At 70.9% G+C, this 12,415-nt stretch carries 12 protein-coding genes; 8 read left to right on the plus strand and 4 right to left on the minus strand.

Going from position 1 to position 12,415, the window contains the following annotated elements:
- Positions 1–88: 88 nt before the first annotated feature.
- From AC1DYG_RS11740 to AC1DYG_RS11760, 5 genes are all read left to right on the plus strand, one after another.
- Positions 89–1,027 carry an oxamate carbamoyltransferase subunit AllH family protein gene (locus AC1DYG_RS11740; RefSeq protein WP_477640039.1) on the plus strand — a complete coding sequence of 313 codons (939 nt, stop codon included), beginning with the start codon at positions 89–91 and terminating at the stop codon, positions 1,025–1,027.
- Entirely contained in the window at positions 1,024–2,595 is a 1,572-nt protein-coding gene (locus AC1DYG_RS11745; protein WP_477640040.1) for an FdrA family protein, read from the plus strand. The genes AC1DYG_RS11740 and AC1DYG_RS11745 overlap by 4 nt, the downstream gene beginning before the upstream one ends.
- The gene (locus tag AC1DYG_RS11750; protein ID WP_477640041.1) at positions 2,592–4,013 is read left to right on the plus strand and encodes a YlbE family protein; all 1,422 of its coding nucleotides are present in this window, start codon (positions 2,592–2,594) and stop codon (positions 4,011–4,013) included. The genes AC1DYG_RS11745 and AC1DYG_RS11750 overlap by 4 nt, the downstream gene beginning before the upstream one ends.
- Before the next feature lie 70 nt (positions 4,014–4,083).
- Positions 4,084–4,956 carry a bifunctional methylenetetrahydrofolate dehydrogenase/methenyltetrahydrofolate cyclohydrolase gene (locus AC1DYG_RS11755; protein WP_477640042.1) on the plus strand — a complete coding sequence of 291 codons (873 nt, stop codon included), beginning with the start codon at positions 4,084–4,086 and terminating at the stop codon, positions 4,954–4,956.
- Positions 4,957–4,961: 5 nt separating this feature from the next.
- A complete protein-coding gene (locus AC1DYG_RS11760; protein ID WP_477640043.1) occupies positions 4,962–5,231 on the plus strand; it encodes a DUF3017 domain-containing protein in 270 nt (89 codons plus the stop codon).
- 153 nt (positions 5,232–5,384) lie between these two features.
- On the opposite strand, the gene AC1DYG_RS11765 is transcribed toward AC1DYG_RS11760, so the two are convergent.
- On the minus strand, positions 5,385–6,377 hold the full coding sequence (locus AC1DYG_RS11765) for a malate dehydrogenase (RefSeq protein ID WP_477640044.1): 993 nt from the start codon (positions 6,375–6,377) through the stop codon (positions 5,385–5,387).
- Between the two features lie 103 nt (positions 6,378–6,480).
- Here AC1DYG_RS11765 and AC1DYG_RS11770 point away from each other — a divergent pair, with 103 nt between their 5' ends.
- Together AC1DYG_RS11770 and AC1DYG_RS11775 are read left to right on the plus strand one after the other, a co-directional pair.
- Positions 6,481–7,560 (plus strand): GNAT family N-acetyltransferase, encoded by a 1,080-nt coding sequence (locus AC1DYG_RS11770; protein WP_477640045.1) that lies wholly within the window; start codon positions 6,481–6,483, stop codon positions 7,558–7,560.
- A complete protein-coding gene (locus AC1DYG_RS11775; protein WP_477640046.1) occupies positions 7,557–7,961 on the plus strand; it encodes a DUF6855 family protein in 405 nt (134 codons plus the stop codon). The genes AC1DYG_RS11770 and AC1DYG_RS11775 overlap by 4 nt, the downstream gene beginning before the upstream one ends.
- A 29-nt stretch (positions 7,962–7,990) precedes the next feature.
- Here AC1DYG_RS11775 and AC1DYG_RS11780 read toward each other — a convergent pair whose 3' ends face one another.
- The 3 genes from AC1DYG_RS11780 to aqpZ all read right to left on the minus strand — a co-directional run bounded on the left by AC1DYG_RS11780 (position 7,991) and on the right by aqpZ (position 11,577).
- A complete protein-coding gene (locus AC1DYG_RS11780) occupies positions 7,991–8,401 on the minus strand; it encodes a nitroreductase family deazaflavin-dependent oxidoreductase (protein ID WP_477640047.1) in 411 nt (136 codons plus the stop codon).
- A 38-nt stretch (positions 8,402–8,439) separates the two neighbouring features.
- Positions 8,440–10,653, minus strand: a complete 2,214-nt coding sequence (locus AC1DYG_RS11785) for an NADP-dependent isocitrate dehydrogenase (protein WP_477640048.1) — start codon at positions 10,651–10,653, stop codon at positions 8,440–8,442.
- A gap of 132 nt (positions 10,654–10,785) precedes the next feature.
- Positions 10,786–11,577 carry an aquaporin Z gene (gene aqpZ, locus AC1DYG_RS11790; protein WP_477640049.1) on the minus strand — a complete coding sequence of 264 codons (792 nt, stop codon included), beginning with the start codon at positions 11,575–11,577 and terminating at the stop codon, positions 10,786–10,788.
- 388 nt (positions 11,578–11,965) lie between these two features.
- On the opposite strand from aqpZ, the gene AC1DYG_RS11795 reads away from it, so the two are divergent.
- Entirely contained in the window at positions 11,966–12,415 is a 450-nt protein-coding gene (locus AC1DYG_RS11795) for a hypothetical protein (protein ID WP_477640050.1), read from the plus strand.

Below are 12,415 nucleotides of genomic sequence, written 5' to 3' on the forward strand. Positions count from 1 at the left end.
CGACTGTAACGGCAGTCGATAGCGTCGCTGCGTCAGTCCGAGGAAACGAGGAACCCGTTCGCACCGGAGGTCGTCCGTGACACCGTCCGTGACAGGCGACGTGACATCGCCCGAGCTGCTCTGGCCGGCAGCGGTGTCCGAACGCGCTGCTGCGCTGGTCCACGGTCCGGCCCGCTGGGCGAAGGTCCTCGGCGCCTTCCCCACGGCGCTGTACCTGCAGGTCGGTGGTCACGCGCGCGTCCTCCCCGTGGTGACACCCGACGGCCTGCGCCTGCCGACAGCGCTGGCTGTGGCCACGCCGCTGCCCACCCTCGGATGGGGCGTCCAGCCGGGCGACGACGTCGTCGTGGGCGGCGGCGACGTGCTGCTGGCGGGCCTCACGATCCGCGCGGTCCGCACCTGGCGCCCACACCAGGTCCAGACCGCGTCTGTCGCGGCGGACGTGCTCGGCGCACCCCTCGCGTCCCTCAACCTCGGCTGGCGCGCCGCCTCCCGCAGGCTGACCGACGCACTGGCCACGGATGGCCAGGACTCACTCGCCGCTCGGGTGCACGCCCTCGTGGGGACAGGGTCGGGACTCACCCCCAGTGGCGACGATGTCCTGTGCGGGATCCTGCTCGGCCTGCGCCTGCACCCCCACGGATCGGACTCCCTGGTGGACCGGCTGTGGCAGGTGGTGCACCCACGGCTCACGACCACCACGAGCCTGTCCGCCGCGCTGCTCACCGAGGCAGCCCAGGGGTATGCCGTGGCGCCCCTCGTGCGCCTCACCGAGGCTCTCGCGGGCACGCACCCCACCGATCAGCGCGAACCCAGCGATTCGGACCAGGTCGACCTGGCCGTCCGGGCGGTGCTCGCGATCGGCCACTCCTCGGGTGCCGACCTGCTCGGCGGGCTCGCCGGGTGCCTCGACGCGCTCGACTCCCGCGACTCCCTCGACTCCCGCGACTCCCTCGACTCGCTCGGCGGCCCGGAGCTGCGCGCCCACTCCCCACGACCAGCCATGACGCACAGGAGCCTCCCGTGACCGACCACCTCGAACTGCGCGGCGGGGCCTACTACGACTCGGTCAGCCTGATGCAGGTGTCCCGGCAGGTTGCCGGGGCGCCGGGCGTGGCCGCCGCCCAGGTCGCCATGGCCACCGAGCTCAACCTCGAGGTCATCGGCGGCATGGGGTTCTCGGTGCCCGACGGCGCCCAGCCCAACGACCTCGTGGTCGCGATCCGGGCCGACGGCGACGACGGAGTCGCGAACGGTCTGGCCGCCCTCGACACGGCGCTGGCCGCCCTCAAGTCGGCTGGCTCGCGGGCCGGAGGCTTCGGCGACGCACCCGCGCCCCGGACGCTCGGACGGGCCGTCGCCGTCGGTGGGGCCAACCTCGCCCTGGTCTCGGTGCCCGGTCAGTACGCCACGATCGAGGCTTTCGACGCCATCGACCGCGGCGTCTCGGTGATGCTCTTCTCCGACAACGTCCCGGTCGAGGACGAGGTGCGCCTCAAGGACGCCGCCGCGGACCACGACGTGCTCGTGATGGGTCCGGACTGCGGGACGGCAGTCGTCGGCGGGGTCGCGCTCGGCTTCGCGAACGTCGTCGAGCGGGGCCCGGTCGGCATCGTGGCGGCGTCAGGCACGGGCGCGCAGCAGGTGATGGCGTTGCTCGATGCCGCGGGTGTGGGGGTGAGCCACTGTCTCGGGGTCGGCGGGCGTGACCTCTCGGCCGCCGTGGGCGGGCGTTCCACGAGACAGGCACTCGCGGCGCTCGCCGCCGACGAGACGACCGAGTCGATCGTGGTCGTCTCCAAGCCGCCGGCGGCCGAGGTGCTCGCCGACCTCGAGGGGTATGCCGCGGGGCTCGGCAAGCCGGTCCACTGGGCCACCTTGGGCGCGGGTCGCCCCGACCTCACGGCCGCCGTCGAGGCCTTTCTGCGTGACTCGGGGCGCGACGTGCCCACCTGGCCGACCTGGCAGCCCCGCCCCGAGCCCGCGACTCTGAAGGATCGTGGGCACCAGGACCCGCACGATCCTTCAGAGTCGGGCGGGTCACGGGAGGACCGTCGCTTCCTGCGGGGGCTGTTCTGTGGAGGCACCCTGGCGGACGAGGCGATGCTGGTCGCCAGCGGTGAGCTGGGCGGCATACGGTCCAACATCCCGCTTGCCCCCGACCTGGCGCTCGACGCGGGCCTGAAGGCCGACGCCCACGTCGTGATCGACTTCGGCGACGACGGTCTGACCCGCGGCAGGGCCCACCCGATGATCGACCCGACCCTGCGGCTGGAACGGATCTCGGCAGAGGGAGAGGACCCCCACTGCGGAGTGCTGCTGCTCGATCTGGTCCTCGGCCACGGCGCCCATCCCGCCCCAGGCCCCGAGCTGGCTGAGGCCATTCGCGGGGCTCGCGCGGCTGCCCGCGCAGCCGGGCGCGACCTGCCGGTCGTGGTCTCGCTCACCGGCACGCGAGGAGATCCCCAGGACGTGGGCGGCACCGCCGCCGCCCTCTCCGCGGCCGGTGCGTCGGTCCACCTGTCCAACGCCGACGCCACCAGGACGGCCCTGTCGCTCTTGTCCGGCGCCGACCACGACGGAGGATCCCGATGACCACCCCACTGCACGGGCTGCTGGGCGCCGACCCGGTGCTCGCCACGGCCGGCGCGTCGATGTTCGCCGACGCCCTGCGCGATCAGGCGGTCGTCGTGACCGAGACGGACTGGCAACCCCCGCTCGACGGGACCGCCCCCCACCTGGGCACGGTCCTCGGCGACCCGCGCCGCGTCGCCGCGAACGCCCTCGCGCTGCAGCGGATGACAGCGGCGGGGGCAGACTTCGTCGACGTCCGTCCGGCCCACGAGGCACTGGAGCTCGAGCGCGGGACGTTCCTGCACGCCGGGCCGCCCATTGAGTGGGCCCGGGCCTCCGGACCCCTCAGGGGCGCCCTCATCGGGGCCATGCTCTTCGAGGGGATGGCCGACACCGCCGAGGCAGCGGAGGCCGCACTGGCTCGCGGCGACGTCGAGCTCGAGCCGTGCCACCACCGCGACGCCGTGGGGCCGATGGCTGGCGTGATCTCACCCTCGATGTGGGTCTACGAGCTGCGCGACGAGGTCCACGACCACACGTCCTGGTGCTCGCTCAACGAGGGACTCGGCAAGGTGCTGCGCTACGGCGCCTTCGGGCCAGAGGTCATCGACCGGCTGCACTGGATGAACTCCGTCCTCGGACCGTTGCTGCAGCAGGCGATCCGCGCCGCCGGACCCATCGACGTCAAGTCGATCATCGCCCAGATGCTCCAGATGGGCGACGAGGGCCACAACCGCAATCGAGCCGGTTCCCTGATGCTGCTGCGTGAGCTGCTGCCCTCGCTCATCGTCGCCGACGGCTCGTCGACCGACATCGCCGAGGCGGTGCGCTTCTCGGGCGCCAACGAGCACTTCTTCCTCAACCTGGGTATGCCGGCCTGCAAGTTGTCGACGCTGGCGGCGGAGGGGATTCCGGGCTCCACGGTCGTCACCACGATGGCCCGCAACGGGACCGACTTCGGCATCCGCACTGCCGGTACCGGCGCCCAGTGGTTCACCGGTCCGGCCAACACCCCCGAGGGACTGTTCCTGGGCTCCTACGGACCGGACGACGCCAACCCCGACATCGGCGACTCGGCGATCACCGAGACTGCCGGCATCGGCGGTTTCGCGATGGCAGCGGCCCCGGCGATCGTCCGCTTCGTCGGTGGCGACGTGCCGCTCGCCCTGCGGGCCACGCGCACGATGTACGAGATCACGGTCGGCGAGCACACGGCATACCAGGTGCCCATCCTGGAGTTCCGCGGGACGCCCACCGGGATCGACGTCGCCGCCGTCGCCCGCACCGGGATCCTGCCCCAGATCAACACCGGCATGGCCGGTCGCGTGGCGGGGACCGGCCAGGTCGGTGCCGGGCTGGTGACGCCACCGGCCGAGTGCTTCACCCAGGCGATCGCGGCGCTGGCCGCAGCGGTGGGTCCGGCGGCGGGTCCGGACTGACCCCGCACCTTCGCCCGCGCACTGGCACTGCCGAAACCTGGTGGACCGGGGCGTGGCAGGATACGGGCTCGTGACGGCACGCATCCTCGACGGCAAAGCGGTCCTGGCGACCATCAAGGACGAGCTCCGCGGACGGGTCGACGTGCTGCGCGAGCACGGCGTCGTGCCGGGGCTCGGCACCGTGCTCGTGGGGGATGACCCCGGCAGCCGGTGGTACGTCAACGCCAAGCACCAGGACTGCGCCGAGATCGGGCTCACCAGCATCCGTCGCGACCTGCCCTCGACCGCCACCCAGGCGGAGGTCGAGGCCGTCATCGACGAGCTCAACGCAGACCCCGAGTGCACCGGCTTCCTCGTGCAGCAGCCGACGGGCCTCGACGAGTTCGCCCTGCTGTCCCGGGTCGACCCGACCAAGGACGTCGACGGGCTGCACCCCACCAACCTGGGCTGGCTCGTCCTGGGCAAGCCGGCACCGCTGCCCTGCACCCCCGCGGGCTGCATCGAGCTGCTGCGCAGGTTCGACGTGCCGATCGCGGGCGCACGCGTGGCACTGGTCGGACGCGGGATCACCGTCGGTCGGCCGCTCGGCCTGATGCTCACCCGACGCAGCGAGAACGCCACGGTCGTCCTGTGCCACACCGGGACCCGCGACCTCGCCTCCGAGGTCCGCCAGGCAGACATCGTCGTCGCCGCAGCCGGCCAACCCGGCCTCATCACGGCCGACATGGTCAAGCCGGGAGCCGCCGTCCTCGACGTCGGCGTCAGCCGGATCGTTGCCGAGGACGGCAGGTCCAAGGTCGCCGGAGACGTGGCCGACGACGTGGCGGAGGTGGCCGGCTGGGTCAGCCCGAACCCCGGTGGCGTCGGGCCGATGACGCGCGCCATGCTGCTGTCCAACATCGTGGCAGCCGCCGAGCGCCAGCTCGCCGAGACGTCGGCCTGACCCGGATGACCGCGCCGCGCCTGGGCTGGTGGTGGGTCGCCGCCCCGGTCCTGGTGCTGGGTGTCGTGTTCTTCACCCTCGACAAGGTGCTGCTCGCCGGCTACACCATCGCGGCGGGCCTCGGCCTGGCGGCGCTGCTGCGCCTCGTGCTCCCCACTGCCCGCAGCGGTGGTCTGGCGGTGCGCTCGCGTGGCGTCGACGTGGCCACCATGGCTGCGCTCGGCCTGGCCCTCGCCGTCATCACCTCGGTGCTCGACCTGCGCCCCCGCGGCTGACCCCCGCGCGCTGGGACTTGTTGCCGGCTGGTGGTCATCCGGGGCCGGAATGGGGGTCCGGCGACGATCTCCGGGCAACAGGTGCATCACCAGGAACGTGAAGCGGCCGCCCCACCAAGGGACGGCCGCTTCGACGGATGGCGGGTGGCTGGGTCAGCCGAGCAGGCCCAGACCGCGGACCGCGTCGCGCTCCTCCTCGAGCTCCTTGACGGAGGCGTCGATGCGGGCGCGGGAGAAGTCGTTGATCTCCAGGCCCTGGACGATCTGCCAGTCGCCGTTGCTCGTGGTGACGGGGAAGGAGGAGATGAGGCCCTCGGGGACGCCGTAGGAGCCGTCGGAGCGGACCGACATCGAGACCCAGTCACCGGCAGCGGTGCCGAGCGCCCAGTCACGGGCGTGGTCGACCGTGGCCGACGCTGCGGAGGCCGCCGAGGAGGCACCCCGGGCGTCGATGATCGCTGCGCCACGCTTGGCGACGGTGGGGATGTACGTGTCGGCCAGCCACGCCTCGTCGTTGACCAGCTCGGCGGCGTTGCGGCCGCCGACCTCGGCGTGGAAGAGGTCGGGGTACTGGGTGGCGGAGTGGTTGCCCCAGATGGTCATGTGGGTGATGTCGGTGACAGCGGCACCGGTCTTGGCGGCCAGCTGGCTGATCGCGCGGTTGTGGTCCAGGCGGGTCAGCGCCGAGAACCGCTCCTGCGGGATGTCGGGCGCGTTGCTCATGGCGATGAGGGCGTTGGTGTTGGCCGGGTTGCCGGTCACCGTCACGCGGATGTCATCTGCCGCAACGGAGTTCAGCGCCTTGCCCTGGGGGGCAAAGATGCCGCCGTTCGCCTCGAGCAGGTCGCCGCGCTCCATGCCCGGACCGCGCGGACGCGCGCCCACGAGCAGCGCGTGGTTGACGCCGTCGAAGACCTTTTCGGCGTTGTCGCCGATCTCGACCTTGGCCAGCGTCGGGAACGCGCAGTCGTCGAGCTCCATGACGACACCCTCGAGCGCCTTGAGCGCCGGGGTGATCTCGAGCAGTCGCAGCTCGACGGGGGTGTCCGGGCCGAAGAGCGAACCGCTCGCGATCCGGAAGAGGAGGCTGTAGCCGATCTGGCCGGCGGCGCCGGTGACGGCGACCTTGACGGGGGCAGTGCTCACGGTGGGACCCTTCGCGTCTCTGGGTGGTGCGTCTGTGTGGAATGACTGCCGTCGACGCTAGCAGGCTGGCCGCCGCACGCAGCCGGGTGGTTAGGGTCGTCTCATGCCGACTCCCGACTTCGTCCTGGCCCTGCGTGAACGGGTCGGCACCCACCCCCTCTTCCTGACGGGCGTCACTGCGGTGGTGCGCAACTCGCAGGGAGAGGTGTTGCTCGCGCGCCGCGTCGACAACGGCCAGTGGGCCCTCGTCAGCGGCATCCTCGAACCGGGCGAACAGCCCGCCGAAGGGCTGCGTCGGGAGATCGAGGAGGAGACCGGGGTGGTGGCCCGCATCGACGACCTGACGGGCGTGTGGACCCTCCCGCCGCAGGAGTACCCGAACGGCGACCGCGCCCAGTACCTCGACCTCTGCTTCACCGCGACGCACGTGTCGGGGCAGGCCCGGGTGAACGACGACGAATCGCTCGAGGTCGGCTGGTTCGCGCTCGACGACCTCCCGCAGCTGATGGAGCGCTCGCGGGTGCGCCTCGAGCGCGCCCTCGCGTTCCGCGGCCGCGTCTGGTTCGAGGGCGGCGGCCCCTCACCCGACGGGTATGCCGCCGTCCCCGACGACCACGGTTCACCCGCTGCCGCGACCCCAGCCCTCGCGACCCCAGCCCTCGCGACGCCAGCCCTCGCGACCTTCGAGGCGGGCGACCGACAGGTCGTGCTGCGGCGAGCCACCGCCGAGGACGTGGGCGCCGCCGTCGCCCTGATCGCCGACGACCAGCTCGGGGCGAGCCGGGAAGACCCCGGCGAGCTCGCGGCATACCTGCGGGCCTTTGCGTCGATAGACGCCGACCCGGGGCAGCTGCTCGTGGTCCTGGACGACGGCGGCGTCGTGGTGGGCACGCTGCAGGTGAGCTTCATCCCCGGGCTGTCTCGCGGCGGCGCGCTGCGCGGGCAGGTCGAAGCCGTCCGGGTCGCGGACAGCCATCGCGGCCAGCGGCTGGGTGAGCAGATGATCCGGTGGGCGGTGGCCGAGGCGGTCCGCCGCGGCTGCGCCCTCGTGCAGCTCACGACCGACAAGCGACGCACCGACGCGCAGCGGTTCTACGAGCGGTTGGGGTTCACCGCCTCGCACGAAGGGTTCAAGATGGCGCTGAGGGGCGAGCAGGCCTCCCCGACCGAGGAGCAGCGATGAGTGGCAGTGGCACGAAGGGCGACCCCTGGGCGCTGAAGACCCCACCGGGGACCGGTGACTACGTGATGTACCGCGACGACGACGCCGATCCGGCCCAGCTGGTCTGTCAGGTCGGCTCGACCAGGCTGCTCTACGACGCCCGGGTGATCGAGGACCTGCATGCGTGGCTGCGCGACCAGGGTGACTGGGTGCCACTCGGCAGCGCCGACGAACAGAAGCCGGCCAAGGACGGCACCGTCGAGGCGTGGGGCCGCTCGGAGTCCAATCCCGTGGGCGGCTGGTACGGGCTGCGCAAGGGCTACCGCGGCCGGGTCGGCATGTACCTGCCACCCCTGCTCGAGGAGCTCGGGCTCGCAGAGGTCGAGCACAACCCGCGCAACAACCGGATGCGGGCCATCTGAGGTCCGCCACGCGTCACGCGGATGCTCGGTCAGGCGACCTTGCGCAGACGCATGACCGGCATGACCCGGGTCGTCTTCGTCTCGTAGTCGCCGAAGCCGGGGCGCTCGGCCACGATGCCCGGCCAGGCCTTCGCGCGCTCGTCAGGGTCGAGCTCTAGCGCCTCGACCGTGAACGTCTCGGTACCGACCTCGACCTCGAACCTCGGGTGGGCCTTGAGGTTGTGGTACCAGTCGGGGTTGGTCGGTGCGCCACCCTTGGAGGCCACGACGAGCATCGAGCCGTCGTCCTGCGGGAAGTAGACCAGAGGCGTCACCCGCACCGTGCCGCTCCTGGCGCCGACGTGGTGGAGCAGGATCATCGGCGCTCCCTTGAAGTAGCCACCGACCTTGCCCTCGTTGGCACGGAACTCCGCGATGACACCGTCATTCCAGTCGCTCATGTCCGGTGCAACCCCGGGGCGCTTCCTCCCATTCCGGGTCAGGACAGGGAGGCGAGGGCCTCGTTGAAGGTGGCGGAGGGCCGCATCACGGCGGCGGTCCTCGTCTCGTCGGGACGGTAGTAGCCCCCGATGTCGGCGGGGTGTCCCTGCACGCCGAGGAGCTCGTCGTTGATCTTCGCCTCGTTGGCGGCGAGGGTCTGCGCGACGGCCGCGAAGGAGGCGGCGAGCTCCGCGTCCTGGGTCTGGGTGGCGAGCTCGTGGGCCCAGTAGAGCGCCAGGTAGAAGTGGCTGCCACGGTTGTCGATCTGACCGACCTTGCGGGCCGGGCCCTTGTTCTCGTTGAGCAGCCGCTCGGTCGCCCGGTCGAGGGTCTCGCCGAGCACCTCGGCGCGGGCGTTGTCCGTGCTCGTCGCCATGTGTCGCAGGCTCTCGGCCAGGGCCAGGAACTCGCCGAGGCTGTCCCATCGCAGGTAGTTCTCCTGGACCAGCTGCTGGACGTGCTTGGGAGCCGATCCGCCGGCACCGGTCTCGAAGAGGCCGCCACCGTTCATGAGCGGCACGACCGACAGCATCTTGGCACTGGTGCCGAGCTCGAGGATCGGGAACAGGTCGGTGTTGTAGTCGCGGAGCACGTTGCCGGTGACCGAGATGGTGTCCTCGCCCTTGCGGATCCGCTCGACCGACAGCGTGGCCGCCTCGACGGGGTTGAGCACCTGGAGGTCCAGGCCGTCGGTGTCGTGGTCGGCGAGGTAGGTCGTGACCTTGGCGATGAGGTTGCGGTCGTGCGCGCGGGTCTCGTCCAGCCAGAAGACCGCAGGCGTCCTGGAGGCACGGGCGCGGGTGACGGCGAGCTTGACCCAGTCCCGGATGGGGGCGTCCTTGGTCTGGCAGGCGCGCCAGATGTCGCCCGGTGCGACCTCGTGCTCCATGAGCACGTCGCCGGCGGCGTTGACGACCTGGAGGGTGCCGGCCTCGGCGATCTCGAAGGTCTTGTCGTGGCTGCCGTACTCCTCGGCCTTCTGTGCCATCAGGCCGACGTTGGGCACCGAGCCCATGGTGGTCGGGTCGTAGGCGCCGTGCGCGCGGCAGTCGTCGATGACGGCTTGGTACACACCGGCATACGAGCTGTCGGGGATGACGGCGAGGGTGTCGGCCTCGGCGCCGTCAGGGCCCCACATGTGGCCGGACGTGCGGATCATCGCCGGCATGGACGCATCCACGATGACGTCGCTGGGCACGTGCAGGTTGGTGATCCCCTTGTCGGAGTTGACCATGGCCAGTCGAGGGCCGTCGGCGAGACCCTGGTCGATCGCCGCCTTGATCTCGGCGCCCTTCGCGCCGAGGCCCTCAAGGCCGTCGATGATCGAGCCGAGGCCGTTGTTGGCTGACAGGCCGGCTGCGGCGAGGTCGGCGCCGTACTTCGCGAAGACGTCGGGCAGGAACGCTCGCACGACGCGGCCGAAGATGATCGGGTCGGAGACCTTCATCATCGTGGCCTTGAGGTGGACCGAGAACAGCACGTCCTCGGCCTTGGCCCGGGCGATCTGCTCGGTGAGGAAGGAGTCGAGGGCGGCAGCGCGCATGACGGTGGAGTCGACGACCTCGCCAGCGAGGACCTCGAGCCCTCCCTTGAGGACCGTCGTGCCGTCCTTTGTGACGAGCTGGATGGTGAGGGTGTCGTGCGACGGGAGGACCACGGACTGCTCGTTGGAGCGGAAGTCGTCTGCCCCCATCGTCGCCACGTTCGTCGCGGAGTCAGGGCTCCAGGCGCCCATCGAGTGAGGGTGCTTGCGGGCGTAGTTCTTCACTGCGGACGGCGCCCGACGGTCGGAGTTGCCTTCGCGCAGAACGGGGTTCACCGCGCTGCCCTTGACGCTGTCGTAGCGGGCACGCGCGTCGCGCTGCTCGTCGGTGGTGGCCTCGTCGGGGTAGTCCGGCAGCGCGTAACCCTGGGCCTGGAGCTCGGCGACAGCCGCCTTGAGCTGGGGCACCGAGGCCGAGATGTTGGGGAGCTTGATGATGTTCGCCTCGGGCGTCTTGGCCAGCTCACCCAGCTCTGCGAGGGCGTCGCCGAGTCGCTGGTCCTCCGGGAGCACGTCGTCGAAGGCCGCGATGATGCGCCCCGACAGGGAGATGTCGCGCGTCTCCACGTCGACCCCGGCGGTCCCGGCGAACGCCTCGATCACGGGGAGGAAGGAGTAGGTCGCCAGCATGGGCGCCTCGTCGGTCAGGGTGTAGATGATCTTGGCCATGGAGGCGACTCTCTCCTGAGGTGGTCTGGATGTCGAAGCGGTGCGGAGACGACGTTCAGGCTATCGGCCCTCGACGCTGTCGTCCCTCGACTCGACCACAGTATCTTGATATCAAGATACTCGCACTACCGCTCAGGTAGTGGGCTTGAGGTCCTCGGGGTCGACCACTCCCGTGATGTCCTCGTCCCGACGGTCCACGCCGGTCACCAGGTGGTAGGTGGCGCCTGCGATCGCCGCACCGACGATGGGGGCGAGCCAGAAGGCCCACAGCTGGGCGGGCGCGCCGTTGCCGTTGAAGAAGGCGACCGCGGTCGAGCGGGCGGGGTTGACCGAGGTGTTGCTGATCGGGATCGAGATCAGGTGGATGAGGGTGAGCGCCAGCCCGATCGCGATGGGGGCGAAGCCGGTCGGCGCACGGTCGTCGGTGGCGCCGAGGATGACGTAGAGGAAGAACGCGGTCAGGATCGCCTCGGCGCAGAGCACGGCGACGAGGGTGTATCCGCCGGGGGAGTGGTCGCCGTAGCCGTTTGCGGCGAGGTTGCCGGTCGCGTCGAAGCCGGAGACGCCGCGGGCGATCCCCCACAGGGCCAGGCCGGCCACGAGTCCTCCGACGACCTGCGAGCCGACGTAGGCGGGCACATCTCGCCACGGGAAGCGCTTGGCCACGGCGATGCCGATGGTCACCGCGGGGTTGAAGTGCGCCCCGGACACGTGCCCCACGGCATACGCCATCGTGAGGACGGTGAGGCCGAAGGCGAGGGCAACACCCAGAAAGCCGATGCCGAGCTGGACCCCTTGACCCGCCACGACGTTGGGGGCGAGGTACTTCGCCGAGAAGATGGCGCTCCCGCAGCCCCCGAAGACAAGCCAGAAGGTGCCCAGTGCCTCCGCGCCGAGGCGTGAGGTCAGTGCCGGTGTGCGCATGTGAATCCCCTAGGTGCGGCCGGAGGTGGTGCGGCAGGTGGGTGGTGCGACCGGTGGGCCACCGCTGGCCCGTGCCGGGACCACTCTGCCGCACCGGCGCGTTTTGCACACGCGCGACACCCGCACGGGTGGGCGCCGGGGCGGCGCGCAGGAGTGGCGGGGAGGCCGTGGCCGTGGATCGCCCTGCGAGGCCGGTGGGTAGTCCTGGGCCATCACCCAAAAGGACTAGTTCCCGGTCCTCGGATACGTCGAATGAATGAGGACATAGCCGGACAAAAGATGTCATTGACTTTTCATTTCTTTACCAAATGCTGGTGAAACCCATTCCCTTCCTTTACGTTCGGCGCACACATCAAGCGGGCCGCAGGGGCTCGGAAGCGGGGTTTCGATGGAGCAGCAGGGGATCGTCAAGGACAGCGGTGCGCCGTTGGTCAAGCGCCGCACGGTGGCGCTCGGGGCAGTGTGGTCGGTGCCCGTCATCGTGCTGGCGACGGCTGCGCCGGCCGCCGCCGCCTCGGGGGACGCGCCCGTGGTGGCTGCCACGGTGGTCGCGGACAAGGATCCGGCCAACCAGTTCGGCACGAAGAAGATCAACTTCACGATGACGCTGACCAACACCGGGACTGCGGCGGGTTCCGTCGAGGTGCTCTCGGTGACCTCCAGCGCCACGACCGGGACCACGAACGGGGTGCCGACGACGGTGACCGTGCCCGTGGGAAGCAGCATCCCGGTGAGCTTCTCGTACACGTACTCGGGCAACGCCGGCACCGCCACCTACACGATCAGCTACCGCGTCGGAGGCGGCGCGGTCCAGATCGCCCCCCAAGTCACCGCCTGA

The organism is Pedococcus sp. P1_H8 (assembly GCF_056405175.1).